Origin of the sequence: Arenibacter latericius DSM 15913, from assembly GCF_000424985.1 — a bacterium.
GTDB lineage: Bacteria > Bacteroidota > Bacteroidia > Flavobacteriales > Flavobacteriaceae > Arenibacter > Arenibacter latericius.
Window position 1 is genome coordinate 1 of the sequence record NZ_KE384291.1, and the last position, 15590, is coordinate 15590.

A 15590-nucleotide genomic window follows, 5' to 3' on the forward strand; every position below is an offset into this window, starting at 1 on the left:
TAAAAAGCTGGAGAGACAATTGGGAAGACCTAACTGTCTTCTATGAATTTCCGCTGGAAATCAGAAAGATAATCTATACCACCAACCTGATTGAAAATTTAAATGGCAAGATCAGGAAGTACACCAAAAATAAATTATCGTTCCCTACCGATGAGGCTGTAATGAAATCTGTATATTTGGCTGTGAGGGAAGCAACAAAAAAATGGTCGATGCCCATCAGGAACTGGGGAATTATCCTCAATCAATTCCTGACTTTATATGAAGAAAGAGTCAAACTCTAAGTTATGCTTAAGCACCCTCTATTTTCTACTTACACAAATTGCGGGATAGTGTCAATAGATATAAAGTGCTAAACCCATTTTTTCTATAGCGCTAAGCATTCTATTCGCCATTCGTGAATACAATTGATTACACCATAAGCAATCCTTATTATTTTAGATAGCTACAGATAAAAATCAACATATAAACTCAACTAAAAGGTAAAGTCAAAAGCTTTATGTTTAAAATTGGCCATGAATTATGTTTCATTACCTATTTAACGTACCTAAATATGATACAGCAGAAATGTTTACATAATTAAATGCGCTATTCCTATAGAAATATAACTAATTTAGGTTGTTTTCAAACTGAATATTATCGCACTCAATAATCTGTAACGACTTGGAATAGCTCATCAAAAAGTTCACAGTTTCTTGGCTAGCTGTGGCAAGTTTACACTTATTTGGGTTGTCAGAGTAAATTTTTTCCATAAGATTATAGTATTGTTTGATTAGATAACGCCACTATATTGGAAATATTGCCTTAACAATCCAAAGCTTTCATTAATTAGTTAAAACAATATTATTTTTCTCTATAATCTTTCTAAGGTTAATTAAGGCGTAACGCATCCTTCCTAAGGCAGTATTGATACTAACTCCCGTATTTTCTGAAATTTCTTTAAAACTCATATCCTTATAAATTCTCATTAAAAGAACTTCTTTTTGATCTTCAGGTAATTCATCTATTAAACTATTTAAATCAGAATCAATCTGATCTTTGATTAGTTGTTTCTCTACATTTAATTTATCATCTCCTATTACCGAAAATATATTAAAGTCTTCACTCCCCTCAAACTTGGGCATCCTTTTGTTTCTTCTGAAGTGATCTATTACCAAATTATGTGCAATTCTCATTACCCAGGGCAAAAACTTTCCTTCTTCACTATAGGATCCTTTTTTTAAAGTTCTAATTACTTTTATAAAAGTATCTTGAAAAATATCTTCAGTAACATCCCTGTCTAGCACCTTAGAGTAAATAAAACTACTAATACGTTGGTTGTGTCTATTGATTAAAATTTCTAGAGCTTTCTCATTACCATTAATGTAATCCTTTACTAAAACTGAGTCATCTTTTTGCAATTCCATACTAATCGTTTTTTTTGGTTAATTAGGCGCCTTCCTTTTGGGTTGGTCATTTTATTTATCTGTTGTTAGATTCTAAAGTGGTGAACCTTATAATGTTCTAGAGAACTAACTTCAGGTTAAAAGTATAGAAATGATGAAGCTGGGTAAAAAGTATGTTGTCAAACTCGCATTAAACGATGTCAAACGTCGATTTTATTATTTTCACCATAATAATTATCGAAATATGTAGTTAGCGGATTGCTAAAATGCACTTTATAATTTCTCTTCTGTACCCTCCTGAAGTTATATATATTAGAATAGAACTTAATTCCAAGAAGTAGCGATACCGAAAAATCAACTATGGGATTCCTTATACCATTATTATAATATGATATTGTAAGTCTGTTGTGAGTATGAAGAAAGAAGGGTAATGGTAGGCTCCCTATAACAATTTATTATAAATTCTTTGAGGGGCAAACTAGGATCAGCTTAAGGGAGTTCTTTGTATAGATTTAACTTCTACAGGCTATAGTTGTCTATACAAACCCTTGATGAACGTATATTTCAATGTTAATTAAGGTTTTGCTCCAAGTCTTCACCGTCACATTCAATAATACGGAGTGATTTAGAGTAATTTAATAAAAAATCTATTTTAGAAGAGGAAGTAGAAATTAGGGTACAGTTATCCTTAGCATTAACGTAAAATTTCTCCATGGGGAATAAGTTTTCGGCTAAAAAGATAAACTATCCCCTACTAAAGTCCCCTAACATTCCGTTTTACCGTTGATTAATTCGTTAAAACTATATTGTATTTATCTATAAGTTTGCGGAGATTGATTAAAGCATACCTCATTCTTCCCAATGCTGTATTGATACTTACTCCGGTATTTTCTGAAATTTCCTTGAAGCTCATATCCTTAAAAATCCGCATTTCCAATACCTCTAGCTGCTCTACTGGAAGCTCTTTTATAATTACCTTAAGGTCATAATCAATCTGTTCTTTAATCAATTGTCGCTCAGCATTCAGATTATCATCACTCATCAAAGAAAAAAGGTTATAGTCGTTACTCACTTCAAATTTGGGTAACCTTTGACTCTTTCTGTAATAATCTATAATAAGGTTGTGGGATATTCGCATGACCCAAGGCAGAAATTTACCTTCTTCATTATACTTACCTCTTTTTAAAGTTTTTATCACTTTTATAAAGGTGTCCTGAAAAATGTCTTCTGTAACTTCTCGGTCTTGAACTTTGGAGTAAATAAAGCTACTTAGGCGTTTATTGTGTCGGTTTATTAATATCTCTAGAGACCTTTCGTTTCCCTGTATATATTTTTTAACCAATACCGAATCCTCAATTAATAGTTCCATACTAATTACTTTTTTTTTAAAGCTTAACAATAAAATCAACCCCTGCATTAGGGGCTAGAAAAGCACATTAAATTATTTAAAAAGTAATTGTGTTACGTATAGACTAATTGGTTTGATGAATTTCAAATATATAAAAAATTAAATCTAATTAGTAAATTATTTGCACAGCTGACCAATATCTTAGGTAAACGGACAATTTCATTCTATAGAACAAAAATAACTTCTATTTATATATTAGTATTTGGTACTTTCTAGATGGAGTTCATATATCACTAGCGATTAATTTACACATATTGTATCTTTGCAGCCATAAATAAAAGTATGACTGCGCTAAAAGATATCAACCCAAAGCATAACATTATAATTAAAGGAGCTAAGCTCCATAATTTAAAGAATATAGATGTCGTAATCCCTAGGAATAAACTAGTGGTTATAACCGGACTATCTGGCTCTGGGAAGTCTAGCTTAGCATTTGATACGCTTTATGCCGAAGGTCAACGTAGATACGTGGAAAGTCTATCCTCTTATGCCAGACAGTTTTTAGGTAAGTTAGACAAGCCTAAGGTAGATTACATTAGAGGTATCGCTCCCGCTATTGCCATTGAGCAAAAAGTGAATTCTACTAACCCGAGGTCTACAGTAGGGACTACTACAGAAATATATGATTATCTAAAGCTACTATTTGCTAGAATAGGGAAAACATACTCCCCTATCTCTGGCAAGGAGGTTAAAAAACATACAGTAACCGATGTGTTAGAACATATAAAAAAGTTCGAGGAAGGCACCAAGTTATTACTACTAGCCCCAATTAAAGTTAGTGAAGATAGAGATCCAATTAAATCACTCCAATTATTTTCTAAACAAGGATTTGCTAGAATTTTATATCAGGGAGAAGTTTTAAGAATTGATGATGATATTAAAGATATTGGCAGGGAGTTTCATTTGGTGGTAGATCGTATCATCTTTAAGGATAATGAGGATTTTTACAATAGATTAGGAAACGCAATTGATACGGCGTTCTTTGAGGGCAAAGGTGAGTGTATTATCCAGGAATTATCTACTGGAAACACCACCCATTTTAGTAATAAATTTGAATTGGATGGTTTGTCTTTTTTGGAACCAAACGTACATCTATTTAGCTTTAACAACCCCTACGGAGCCTGCCCTACTTGTGAAGGCTATGGCGATGTAATTGGCATAGATGAAGAATTAGTAATTCCCAATACTTCCCTTTCTGTTTACGAAAATGCCATTTATCCATGGCATGGAGAAAGTATGGGGAAACATAGGGATAAACTTGTAAATACTGCGTATAAGTTTGACTTCCCTATCCATAAGCCTTGGTATCAACTAAGCCAGGAACAAAAAGAGCTGGTATGGGAAGGAAATAGTTATTTTACAGGCCTCAATAAGTTTTTTGAAAAACTAGAGGAAAAAAGCTATAAGATACAAAACAGGGTAATGTTATCTAGGTACAGAGGTAAAACTAAGTGTACCACTTGTAAAGGTAAACGTCTGAGAAAGGAAACAGATTATGTAAAAGTTGCGGGGAAATCCATTTCCGATCTGGTTGAATTGCCTATAGAAAATTTAATAGCATTTTTCAGCGATCTTAAGTTGAATGCCAACGATGAAAAAATTGCAACAAGATTACTTAAGGAAATAGAAAGCAGGTTAGGATTTTTAAATAATGTGGGGCTCAATTACCTAACCCTTAACCGAAAATCTAATTCCCTTTCTGGAGGAGAAAGTCAACGTATAAATCTTGCTACCTCCCTTGGAAGTAGTTTGGTGGGATCTATGTATATTCTAGATGAGCCTAGTATTGGGCTACATCCTAAGGATACAGAAAACCTAATAGTTGTTTTAAAAGCACTTCGTGATTTAGGCAATACAGTTATTGTTGTAGAGCACGATGAAGATATTATGAAAGCTGCAGACGAGGTTATAGATATTGGCCCAAAAGCAGGTACCCATGGCGGGGAAGTAGTAGCCCAAGGGACACTTGCCCAAATATGCAAATCCAAATCCCTCACCGCAGACTATTTAAATGGCACTAAGGAAATAGCAGTTCCAAAGAAAAGACGAACCTTTAAAAACCATATAGAGATTAAAGGAGCTCGGGAAAATAACCTGAAGAACATAGATGTTACCTTCCCCTTAAATGTGCTGACTGTTATTACAGGTGTTTCCGGTAGCGGAAAGAGTACCTTAGTAAAACGACTCTTATATCCATTAGTACTCAAAGAAATTGGAGGTTTTGGTGAGAAAGCTGGACAGTTTACCAGCATTAATGGCAATTTTAAGACACTAAAAAATGTAGAGTACGTAGACCAAAATCCAATAGGAAGATCTTCACGGTCTAACCCCGTAACTTATATCAAAGCTTATGATGATATAAGAAACTTATTTTCCTCACAGAAACTTAGCAAACTAAGAGGATATCAACCAAAGCACTTCTCCTTTAACGTAGAAGGTGGTCGTTGTGAGAAATGTAAGGGGGAAGGAGAAATTACAGTGGAGATGCAATTTATGGCCGATGTACATCTAGAATGTGAGACCTGTAACGGAAAAAGATTTAAAAAAGAAGTCTTAGAGGTAAAGTTTGAAGATGCTAATATTGATAATATCCTCAATATGACCATTGATGATGCTGTTGATTTTTTCGAAAGAAACAATCAATCTAAAATAGTAAACAAACTAAAACCACTACAAGACGTTGGTTTGGGGTATGTAACTTTAGGGCAATCTTCCTCTACCCTTTCTGGTGGAGAGGCACAACGTATAAAACTAGCCTCATTTTTAGTAAAGGGAACTACCAAAGACAAAACCCTATTTATTTTTGATGAGCCTACAACCGGACTTCATTTCCACGATATTAAAAAACTACTTAAATCATTTGATGCCCTACTTTCTAAAGGTCACTCCATAGTGGTAATAGAACATAATTTAGATCTAATTAAATGTGCCGACTATATTATTGACTTAGGACCCCAAGGGGGTGAAAAAGGAGGCCATCTCCTAGCTCAAGGCGTTCCCGAGATTGTAGCAGAAAACAAAGAATCTTATACCGCTACCTATTTAAAAGAAAAATTACACAGCAGCAAACTAGCTTAAATTAGCTTGATTTATATAATGGAATTTAGACGATAAAAGTAAGCTGTGTTTTGAATATTTTGTTCGTTCAGTTAGATTTTTAAAAGGCTGTGAAATTTCTTAAAACTTTTATTTAATTGAATTTCAACAACTTGTAAGGTTTTTGCATTTTTTGGCATGTTGTTTGGAGTATAACAAACGAACGCAAATAATTGCACACTATATTAAAACCTTATATTATGAGAAACTTAATACTCCTTTTTATAACGCTTGTTTTTAGCAGTTCTGGTGCTACAGCAGCTATCGCAAAAGATAAGGTTGCAACTAGCAATACTTATAGATACAACGACTCTTTTATATTTGTTGAAAATGGAATCACATTTTCGGTGTTTCCAGATGGGGAGTTCGATTTTTATATTGACGAAAGGGTTGGCGTAAATGCAAACGTAAGTTTTGGTCATACCAATATTACCTTTAATTCTGGTTATAACTATAACCCTTATGTGCAATACGACGATTATGGGGCTGTAATACAAGTAGAGAATGTTCCAATCTATTATGATTATTACGGTAGAGTTTCACAGATAGGTGATGTAGATATACGATACCGAAATGGAAGAGTAAGAAGATTAGGCGGATTGTATGTTTACTATAATAACAACGGTTATTATAGCCATCACAAAGGATATGTTAATATATATAACAGGCATTATGTTTACAGACCTTTTCATAGGTACTTTGCTAGACCAATTGTCGGATTCAACATTGTATATAATACTCCTTATAGAAGGTATTACACTCCTGTAAGATACACCTATTACAGACCTTATTACAACAACTATCGTAAGCCTTATGCTAAATTAGGTCACAATTATAAGTACCACAAATCGCACGAAAAAAGACGTTCTGTATATAGGAATGATAAGCGAGTTGCAGTTAGAGATAATAGCTATAGACGTCAGAGCAACGCTAGATCTAGAAGTGTTAGCAGTAGAAATGAAGGTTTAAGGAATAATCTAGGAAATTCTAGAAGCACATCAGCGCGTTCTAATAGTAATCACAACCGTACCGTTAATAGTAGAACTTCGGCACGTTCTAACAATAATGCGACAAACAACGTAAATAGGAGTGCTACTGCACGCTCTAGCAACAATAATAACAGAAGTACTATTAGCAGAAATACTACAGCGCGTAACAACAATAGAAACAGTGCTGTTACTAGATCTACCTCTATTAGGAGCAACACTAAAGGGAACAGCAATCAAGGTAACATTAGTAGAAGTACCACGATTAGATCTAATAGTAATGGAAATAGTTCCACTTATAAGCCTACAGCAGTTAAGAGAAATAGTAGAGCTACAAGTACAGTAAACCAGAATAGAACATCGATTAGCAAAAAAAGTAATTCATCAGCAACACGTAATACAGCGATAAGAAGTAATTCTTCTAACCGAAATAGTAACACTAGAGCGGTAAGAAGTTCAGCACCAAGTCGCCCCAAGGTTAGCAGTAAAAACACAAGTGCTAGGACTGTAAGTAAAGCACCGTCTAGATCAACTAGCAAGTCTACATCAGTTAGAAGTAGAAGCAGAAGTTCTAGAAATCAATAAAGTTAGTTTTTAGGTTGGTTGTTTAACCCCGTAGCGAATTAGTTCCTACGGGGTTTTCTTTTACATTAATATTACCTCCTAATCTTTTCCATGTATTTGGATAAAACTCCATAAACATCATCGGAAATTTTAAACCGGTATAACACAAAGACATAAGGAACCACTATAAGAAAACTCTTTAAGGGGATATTTATAAGAGGATGAAATGGAAGTTTCACAAAATATAAGAGTGAGCTTATCCCTATTAAAAGCAAAAACACTTTAGCAGTTTCCTTTGTAATTGGTTGAATATTAAATTTAACCTTTACATAAATAAGCTTAATAGTATTATAAATAAAAAAGGCTAAGAAACTAGCTATTGCGGCTCCATCTAATCCATATTGTGGAATTAACCATAAATTTAATAGAATAGTCAGTATAGCCAATAATACCCCCATTAGCAGTAAAGCTTTATAAAAATCTGAATTATAAAGAATAGCATTGTTGTTTCCCAATAAGGCATCATACACTTTGGCTAAGCCTAAAATAACAACAATCATATAGCCGCCCCGATAGCTTTCTGGTAAAAAGTCGTATAGATCATGAAGGTTTAATACAATCAGTAAAAATAGAAGTCCCGATACTATAAATAACGTGAGAGAGCTTTTCTGATATAATCTTTTTAAACCTTTAATGTCATTATTATGAAGGATTTCTGCTGTTAAAGGGTAAGTAATATTATGCATAGATCTTGAAGGAACAGCAATGGTAATAGCGATATACCCTGCTACACTGTAATAAGCTACGTTTTCTATTTCAATAAACTGATTAATCATCACCTTATCTACCTCTAATAAAACTATAGCCGCCGAGCCTCCTAAAATTATTAATGCACTATAGCTTACCATTTCCATAGTATTATCAGGAAGCTTTAAATTCAGTTTTAATCCTTGAAGTTTTAGAGCATACCCCATCATAATTAAGGCTCTAAACAGATAGATTAGGACAAGTATATTTAGAAATGTCACTACAGAAATAACATCAAGGTAAATTAATAGTAGAAGTGTAGTAATAATAATACGACTAAAGACTTCCTTCATAAAATTTCCAAAAACAGATTTCATCTTCACCTTAGCCCATGAATAGAAAACCTCAAAATAGGCCATTGCTACACCTATTAAAAATATATGCCATACATAGCCTTTTACCACAGGGTTTTCTTTAGAAAGAAAGTCACCTATAGCCTCATTAGCTATTTGGGAAATTAGTGCTAACGGAAAAATTAAAACCAATGGTAACAATAACATTAGGGTTAAAAAAGAATCCCTACTCCTACCTTCTTGGAAACCTGCAAAGTATTTTACAAGAGTGTTGGGAACCCCAAAAGCCAATAAAGGCATTAACACTGCGGAAGCAGATAATATTACATTAACAAGTCCAAAATATTCATCTGTTAAAAAACGGGTATATAGAAAAAGTAGATTGGTTCCTCCTATTACAAAACCAAAATAGGTGATTAAGGTATTGTTCAAAGATTGTTTTAAAACTATTCCCATTTTCCGATGTACTTGACTAGTTTGGCGGTGAGTTCTTTTCTATGAAATTGATCAGTTTTTGCAAGTGGTAACTCTAGCTCTCCTTTTTTATATTGTTCAAACCATTGTAACAAGATACCCTTAATCTCCTTAAACTGATTATAATCAAAGATTTTTCCAGTATTAGAGGCTTCAACGAGATTTGAAACCTCCCAATCCGTTGGACCAACTCCTAAAATTGGTCTTTTTGCTGCCATATACTCAAAAACCTTCCCGGGAATAATTCCCTTAGTTTCATCACTATCTATTTCTAATAATAGTAAAACCTGTGAGCTCCTTTGCAGCTGCAAAGCTTCCTTATGGCTAAGATAACCTAGTAAATCTAAATAAGGTTCAAGTCCACACGACCTTATACTTTTTAGAACATCCTTACTAATAACTCCAGCAAGTTTTATCCGTAATGATTGTTTAAAAGCTTCATTTTCAGCTACCAACTCTGATAATGCTTTCCATAAGTGTAATGGATCTCTCCCAGATAAGAGAGAACCTATATGGGATATAGTAAAAGTGGAGTCTAAAGAAATAGGAGCTTCTTCATAGCTATCAAAGCCATTGGTAATCACAGCAATAGGTTTATTGGTCAACTGAGTAAACTCCAATTTAGTGGTGTTACTAGTCACAATGATTTTATCGGCCTCATTAAGCACTGCACGCTCTATTTGTTTATGCTTTTTCTGAGAAGCTGCTGTAAGCATTAATTTATCATGATATCCGATGGACGTCCAGGGATCTCTAAAATCTGCTATCCACTGAACCTTGGACTTCCTTTTTAATTGTTGCCCTATTAAGTGCACGCTGTGCGGTGGACCAGTAGTGATAATAGTACTTATATTTTCCTCTTCTATCAGTTGGGATAAAAATTTCACTGAAGGTTTAACCCAGAATTTTCTAGCATCGGGAATAAAAAGATTACCTCTAATCCATAATAGTAATTTTTCCAAGAGAGTCTGATTCTTCGTAGGAATAATACCAGAACTAATCTGCTTAGTTTTTTTCTTAGAAAAGATACTTGCCAACCCATAAGGTTCAAAAATTTTCTTTTTATAAACCTTCACTCCCGTTGGAACCGCATTGGTAAAAGAATCGTCCGTAATGGGATAGTTTGGGTTTTGGGGCACATAAACTATTGGCTCTACATTAAAATGCGGTAAGTATTTAACAAATTTTAACCAACGCTGCACTCCAGGACCCCCTGCGGGAGGCCAATAATATGTAATAATAAGTACCTTTTGCATTAGTCGGTGGTATTATTTCCCGATTTCCTAAAGCCAAACCCCACTCCAAAAATTATAATCAACCCAATAACTATAGAAGTCGCCATAGTAATCTTGGACCCTGTTTGTACTATTTCTGGTTCAAATTTAAATTCTATAGTATGCTCCCCAGCAGGAACTTCCAAGCCTCTAAGTACATAGTTTACTTTAAAATGATCGGTTAATTCCCCATTTATATACGCATTCCATCCATGTGGATAATACATTTCTGAAAATACCGCTACCCCAGCATTAGAATTTTGAGACTTATAGGTAAGGTGATTAGGACTGTAGTTTGTTAATTCAATTTGAGCTATAGAATCTAATTGAAGTTTCTGTTTTTCCTGCGAAAACTTAGCGCCATTAAATACCGCATTCCGCTTTAAATTCATAGTATCCAATGCCATAATTTCTTCATTGGCACTTTTAACTGGTATTAGGTTATCTACAAACCATGCATTGCCATTAGCATCTGGATTTTGGGCGGGATAGCTTCTACCCTCTTCATCTTGTTGTATTACATATTTTACGTTAAGCATACTTAAGACTCCAATTTTGCCCTTATAGATATGAAATTTAAATAAATCCTCTAGTCCAGCGGGTTTTGCAGCATGATAACCTCCAATAGACTGATGAAAATAAGAAGTCCTTGCCCCGTTAATTCCTTCATTGGGATCATATACCCTAAATATCCCTGGATCTTGCGCAATCTGTTTATCAAATTCAGTCTGTTGAAAGGGTTCAGACATTCTTCGCTTCGCTACAAAATCCTCTTCATCCACATAACGTTTGGCTACACCTACTAAATCGAACAGCATTAAAATGCCAATTAATACTACAACCAACTGCTGTTTAAATTTTCCTTTTAAGAAGAACCAAACCACTATGGCTGTTAATCCTATAAAGATTAAGGATCTAAATATATCAGAGTTATACACCGCCTTACGATCGGCCTTAATAAGAGCTAGAATATCATCACCGTAATATTGCCTTAATGTTTCGTCACTTTGACCTGTAAAAGTGAATAGTCCTTTTATTAGAAATAAAAACACCCCGAGTCCGAAAGTAATAATAACAGAATTCTTTAGTGCTTTTAACTTCTTAGATTCATTCTCTTCGCTATTAAAAAGTGCCGCCAATCCTAAGATAGCTAATACTGGTACACACAATTCCAAAATGACCTGTATTGAAGAAACAGCTCTAAACTTGTTGTATAAGGGAAAGTAGTCGATCATAAAATCGGTCAACAAACCAAAATTTTTCCCCCAAGACAATAACAAAGCCATAATAGTACCTCCCAAAAGCCACCATTTTACCTTACCACGAACTAAAAACAATCCTAAAACAAAAAGGAAAAACACAACGGCCCCAATATAAGCGGGAGCAGCAACAATTGGTTGGTCTCCCCAATATAAAGGTAGCCCCTTAGAAAATTCCAATGCTTTATTTCTTGGAATTCCATTTTCTGTTAAATAACTATATGTTTCAGATTGAGTACCCAAGTTCTCACTATTAGATCCACCAAAAAGTCTGGGTACAAATAAATTAAGGGACTCTGCTATTCCATAACTGTATTGAGTTATATATTCCCTATCTAAACCAGCCCCTTCTGGAACTGCATTTCCTTGCGGATCTATGGTAAGTTCAGATTTACCTCTAGTACTCCAATCGGCATACTCCTTAGTAGCTAAAAGACTAGTTGCATTTGCAGCCACACCTAAAAAGACTGCTACTAATAGTAAGCCTACAGATTTACCAAAGTGTTGTAGTTCTTTCTTCTTAATAGCATCTATTAAATAAACAGCCCCAAGCACTAGTACTAACAGCATAAAATAATAGGTCATTTGGTAGTGATTAGCCCCAACTTCTAATGCCATAGCAATAGCTGTAAGTAAAAATCCCCATAGGTATTTCTTTCTAAAAACCAATATTATACCTCCTAAGAGCATTGGCATGTACCCAATAGCATGGGCCTTGGCATTATGACCTACCCCTAGAATAATAATCATATAAGTAGAAAACCCAAAGGCTAAAGCCCCCAAAATCGCCAATTTATAATCTACCTTAAGGCAGCATAGTAAAATATAAAACCCTATTAGATAAATAAACAAATAGTCTGCAGGTCTAGGTAAGAATCGGATAATCCTATCTAGCTTATACACATAATCGTGTGGGTAGTAAGCTCCTAACTGATAAGTAGGCATACCTCCAAATGCACTATTGGTCCAATAGGGCTCTTCCCCAGTTTTACTCCTAAAATCGTTTTGTTCTTTTGCCATTCCAGTAAACTGAACAATATCAGACTGTTCTATTACTTTCCCTTGTAAAACGGGATGGAAATAGGCAAGGGCTACAATGATAAAAAATGCGGTTACAAAAAAATGGACAAAAAAGGCTCTAAGACCGTTTCTCATGACTAATAAATGGTAAATGGTTATTCAACTTCCTCAAAATCGATATACTCTCCGACTTTATTGGTGGATTTTCTTTGTTTTTTGGGTCTCTTTTCTATAATTATATCCCCTACTCGAGACTCTTCATTTTGGTCGGGACCAGGAAAACCATTAAATTTCTCTTTAAAATGTTTCTCTGTTTTTTTTGCCGCATACCTAAACATAATTGGGGCTAACCATTTCGCTAAAAACTTAAGCGCATAGTAAACTAAGATTATTATTAGCAGTGTTCTTAAAAAACCCATATTTGTTAACTAAATTTACAACGGAATATATATATTCAAAAATACAATTATACGATTGTATTAATAAGTCAAATCTCTTAAAATAATAATAAATATAGCACCTATGACATATTATGTTTCCAAGAAACAAATAAACCTGCTGTTTATTGTTGCTGCTGCTTTAATTCCTTTCTGTGGTTTTTCACAATATACTGAAATAATAAACTCCAATAGACCTGGTCTTTCCGTTAGTGCTTATGCGCTGGGCAGCAATGTACTACAAGCAGAGTTAGGGGTAGGATACGAACTACGAGATCATTCAAAATTAGCAACAGAATCGGAATTATTAAGTACAGATATTGCATTGCGCTATGGTTTATTTTTTGAAACTTTGGAAATAAGTTACGAGGGTACTTTTGATCATCAATCTCTAAACTATTTAAATACGGGTGTAGAAATAACAAATTCCGATTTCTCAAGGAATCGCATAGGCCTTAAACTTTTAGTTTTTGACCCTTTTAGGAATCCAAATCGCAATAAACCCAATTTATATAGTTGGAAAGATAATAATAAGTTTAAGCTCAAAAATCTAATACCTGCAATATCTATTTATTACGGCGCTAATTTTGTTTTTGGGGACAATCCCTATTATAAGGGGGAAAATGTAGTTTCTCCAAGGGCGATGATTGTAACCCAAAGCAGGGTTACTTCTAAAATGGAGCTAATATCCAATATTGCCTATGACCGCATTGGAACGGAATTTCCAGAATGGAATTATACCATCTCTCTTTCCCATACCCTTAACAATCCTAGATGGAGTGTCTTTTTAGAAAATCAAGGTATTAAAAGTGACCGCTATGCAGATATATTATTACGTGGCGGATTGGCACATCTTCTTAGTAATAATATACAAGTGGATCTTAACTTTGGAACAAACTTTAAAGATACTCCTAGCAGGATATTTGGTGGCATAGGCATGTCTTATAGGTTAGATATGCACGAGGATAAAATTAGAAACATAGTGCACTAGCCTACAAGTGGAAACTTAGATCCTATTAAAAGGAAGAATATGCTGGAGATAGTAACGAATAAAAGCTAGAAAGCTGAAAAATTGCCTATTAGTGAAATTGATTTTTAAAAATATATCTATCCACTTTTTCCTATTAGATAATATCCCTAATATTGATTATAGAAAAGTAAAAGTATGGTCACGTTAAAAGAAGTAACAAATAAATCGGAATTAAAGGATTTCGTTAAATTTCCATTTACACTATATAAAGGCTCCCCTTATTGGGTACCTCCTATAATTAGTGATGAAATGGCCTCTTTTGACAAAACTATAAACCCCGTTTTTAAAGATGCTGAGGCTTGGTTTTTCCTGGCGTATAAAGACAATAAGATAGTGGGGCGTGTTGCTGCTATAATAAACGGTATAGAAATTAACCATCAAAATGTAAAAAAAATGCGCTTCGGTTGGTTCGATTTTATCGATGACTATGAAGTTAGTGAAGCCATGTTTAATAAAGTAGCAGAGATTGGCAGCAAACATAATCTATCATATATGGAAGGACCTGTTGGTTTTTCCAATATGGATAAGGTTGGAGTACTAACCGAAGGATTCGACCATATTAGCACTATGATTACCTGGTATAATTACCCCTACTATGCAAAGCATTTTGAGCGTTTTGGATTTGTAAAAGAAAAAGGGTACTTAGAAAGTATATTTCCTTTTAGCAATGCTGATCCTAAGTTTTTTAAAAAGGCAAACACCCTAGTGAAAAAACGTTACGGGGTAAAGGAGCTGAATTTCACTTCCACTAAAGAAGTAATGCCAATGGTAGATCAGATGTTCGACCTTTTTAATGAAAGTTATGCCAAACTTTCTTCTTTTGTTCCTATGACCGACGAGCAGAAGAATTATTTCAAGAAAAAGTATATCTCATTTATAAACCCAGAATATATAAAATTTGTTCTAGATAAGGACGACAAATTGATAGCCTTTGGTATTGTAATGCCGTCTTTTTCCAAAGCATTGCAAAAGGCAAATGGAAAACTATTCCCTTTTGGGTGGTATCACCTACTTAACGCAAAAAGAAATAGCAAGGAGGTAATGTTTTATCTAATAGGAGTACATCCAGAATACCAAAACAAAGGAGTTACTGCCGTTATATTTAATGAATACCATAAAACGTTTACGGAAAAAGGAATAGAAACCTGTATAAGAACTCCCGAATTGGAAGATAATATAGCCATCCGTCAACTTTGGAAGCATTTTGATCCCAAAGTATATAAAAAAAGAAGCACTTTCCGGAAGGATCTGTAACTATAGTATTAAGTACAAAGTAGTTAGTACAAAGTATTGAGAATTGAGAAATGAGTACTGAGTTCTTCCCTCGGGCAAGCCCGAGAACACGAACTTTAGCTAACTTAAGTTTGGGTATCTTTTTAATAATATCCTATTTAAATAGCGAAGCAAAATTCCTTATCCTCAGAATAATGGGCCAAAGCTCCGAAATCAGGAGCGAAGGAACGTAGCGACGCGGAGTTTGGCCCATGGTTTTTCGACCTCGGTGTCGAAAAAATTCATAGGAGAAGGCGCCTTTTTCTTTGTTTCGTTTCTTTTGGGCGA

13 protein-coding genes are annotated in these 15590 nt (G+C 34.4%); 5 read left to right on the plus strand and 8 right to left on the minus strand.

Annotated elements, in window-relative coordinates; translation table 11 throughout:
• Positions 1 to 281 (plus strand): transposase (locus H344_RS20880; protein WP_026811159.1); only part of this gene is annotated, 281 nt, incomplete at its 5' end.
• Positions 282 to 605: 324 nt separating this feature from the next.
• Here H344_RS20880 and H344_RS21940 read toward each other — a convergent pair.
• The 4 genes from H344_RS21940 to H344_RS0119145 all read right to left on the minus strand — a co-directional run bounded on the left by H344_RS21940 (position 606) and on the right by H344_RS0119145 (position 2751).
• Positions 606 to 749 carry a hypothetical protein gene (locus H344_RS21940; protein ID WP_169514995.1) on the minus strand — a complete coding sequence of 48 codons (144 nt, stop codon included), beginning with the start codon at positions 747 to 749 and terminating at the stop codon, positions 606 to 608.
• 72 nt (positions 750 to 821) lie between these two features.
• The gene (locus tag H344_RS0119135) at positions 822 to 1403 is read right to left on the minus strand and encodes an RNA polymerase sigma factor (protein ID WP_026811735.1); all 582 of its coding nucleotides are present in this window, start codon (positions 1401 to 1403) and stop codon (positions 822 to 824) included.
• Between the two features lie 549 nt (positions 1404 to 1952).
• On the minus strand, positions 1953 to 2096 hold the full coding sequence (locus H344_RS21945; protein WP_169514996.1) for a hypothetical protein: 144 nt from the start codon (positions 2094 to 2096) through the stop codon (positions 1953 to 1955).
• Positions 2097 to 2169: 73 nt separating this feature from the next.
• Entirely contained in the window at positions 2170 to 2751 is a 582-nt protein-coding gene (locus tag H344_RS0119145; RefSeq protein ID WP_026811736.1) for an RNA polymerase sigma factor, read from the minus strand.
• A gap of 321 nt (positions 2752 to 3072) precedes the next feature.
• Between H344_RS0119145 and uvrA the strand changes: the two genes are divergently transcribed.
• On the plus strand, positions 3073 to 5868 hold the full coding sequence (gene uvrA / locus H344_RS0119150) for an excinuclease ABC subunit UvrA (RefSeq protein WP_026811737.1): 2796 nt from the start codon (positions 3073 to 3075) through the stop codon (positions 5866 to 5868).
• Between the two features lie 218 nt (positions 5869 to 6086).
• The gene (locus tag H344_RS0119155) at positions 6087 to 7457 is read left to right on the plus strand and encodes a hypothetical protein (RefSeq protein ID WP_026811738.1); all 1371 of its coding nucleotides are present in this window, start codon (positions 6087 to 6089) and stop codon (positions 7455 to 7457) included.
• 71 nt (positions 7458 to 7528) lie between these two features.
• On the opposite strand, the gene H344_RS0119160 is transcribed toward H344_RS0119155, so the two are convergent.
• The 4 genes from H344_RS0119160 to H344_RS0119175 are packed head-to-tail and all read right to left on the minus strand — an operon-like array spanning position 7529 to position 12982.
• The gene (locus H344_RS0119160; protein ID WP_026811739.1) at positions 7529 to 8992 is read right to left on the minus strand and encodes a lipopolysaccharide biosynthesis protein; all 1464 of its coding nucleotides are present in this window, start codon (positions 8990 to 8992) and stop codon (positions 7529 to 7531) included.
• The gene (locus H344_RS0119165; protein ID WP_026811740.1) at positions 8983 to 10266 is read right to left on the minus strand and encodes a glycosyltransferase family 4 protein; all 1284 of its coding nucleotides are present in this window, start codon (positions 10264 to 10266) and stop codon (positions 8983 to 8985) included. The genes H344_RS0119160 and H344_RS0119165 overlap by 10 nt, the downstream gene beginning before the upstream one ends.
• Positions 10266 to 12698: a YfhO family protein gene (locus tag H344_RS0119170; RefSeq protein WP_026811741.1), complete on the minus strand. Its 2433-nt coding sequence runs from the start codon at positions 12696 to 12698 to the stop codon at positions 10266 to 10268. The genes H344_RS0119165 and H344_RS0119170 overlap by 1 nt, the downstream gene beginning before the upstream one ends.
• Before the next feature lie 20 nt (positions 12699 to 12718).
• Positions 12719 to 12982 carry a DUF4834 family protein gene (locus H344_RS0119175; RefSeq protein ID WP_026811742.1) on the minus strand — a complete coding sequence of 88 codons (264 nt, stop codon included), beginning with the start codon at positions 12980 to 12982 and terminating at the stop codon, positions 12719 to 12721.
• A 103-nt stretch (positions 12983 to 13085) separates the two neighbouring features.
• Between H344_RS0119175 and H344_RS20885 the strand changes: the two genes are divergently transcribed.
• Complete coding sequence (locus H344_RS20885; RefSeq protein ID WP_084148858.1) at positions 13086 to 13991, plus strand: transporter; 906 nt, start codon at positions 13086 to 13088, stop codon at positions 13989 to 13991.
• Positions 13992 to 14165: 174 nt separating this feature from the next.
• Positions 14166 to 15284: a hypothetical protein gene (locus H344_RS0119185; RefSeq protein WP_026811743.1), complete on the plus strand. Its 1119-nt coding sequence runs from the start codon at positions 14166 to 14168 to the stop codon at positions 15282 to 15284.
• The last annotated feature ends 306 nt before the right edge of the window (positions 15285 to 15590 follow it).

Coding starts and splice junctions, on each gene's coding strand:
- H344_RS21940 (WP_169514995.1), bottom strand. CDS start 749: ATGGAAAAAATTTACTCTGACAACCCAAATAAGTGTAAACTTGCCACA.
- H344_RS0119135 (WP_026811735.1), bottom strand. CDS start 1,403: ATGGAATTGCAAAAAGATGACTCAGTTTTAGTAAAGGATTACATTAAT.
- H344_RS21945 (WP_169514996.1), bottom strand. CDS start 2,096: ATGGAGAAATTTTACGTTAATGCTAAGGATAACTGTACCCTAATTTCT.
- H344_RS0119145 (WP_026811736.1), bottom strand. CDS start 2,751: ATGGAACTATTAATTGAGGATTCGGTATTGGTTAAAAAATATATACAG.
- uvrA (WP_026811737.1), top strand. CDS start 3,073: ATGACTGCGCTAAAAGATATCAACCCAAAGCATAACATTATAATTAAA.
- H344_RS0119155 (WP_026811738.1), top strand. CDS start 6,087: ATGAGAAACTTAATACTCCTTTTTATAACGCTTGTTTTTAGCAGTTCT.
- H344_RS0119160 (WP_026811739.1), bottom strand. CDS start 8,992: ATGGGAATAGTTTTAAAACAATCTTTGAACAATACCTTAATCACCTAT.
- H344_RS0119165 (WP_026811740.1), bottom strand. CDS start 10,266: ATGCAAAAGGTACTTATTATTACATATTATTGGCCTCCCGCAGGGGGT.
- H344_RS0119170 (WP_026811741.1), bottom strand. CDS start 12,698: ATGAGAAACGGTCTTAGAGCCTTTTTTGTCCATTTTTTTGTAACCGCA.
- H344_RS0119175 (WP_026811742.1), bottom strand. CDS start 12,982: ATGGGTTTTTTAAGAACACTGCTAATAATAATCTTAGTTTACTATGCG.
- H344_RS20885 (WP_084148858.1), top strand. CDS start 13,086: ATGACATATTATGTTTCCAAGAAACAAATAAACCTGCTGTTTATTGTT.
- H344_RS0119185 (WP_026811743.1), top strand. CDS start 14,166: ATGGTCACGTTAAAAGAAGTAACAAATAAATCGGAATTAAAGGATTTC.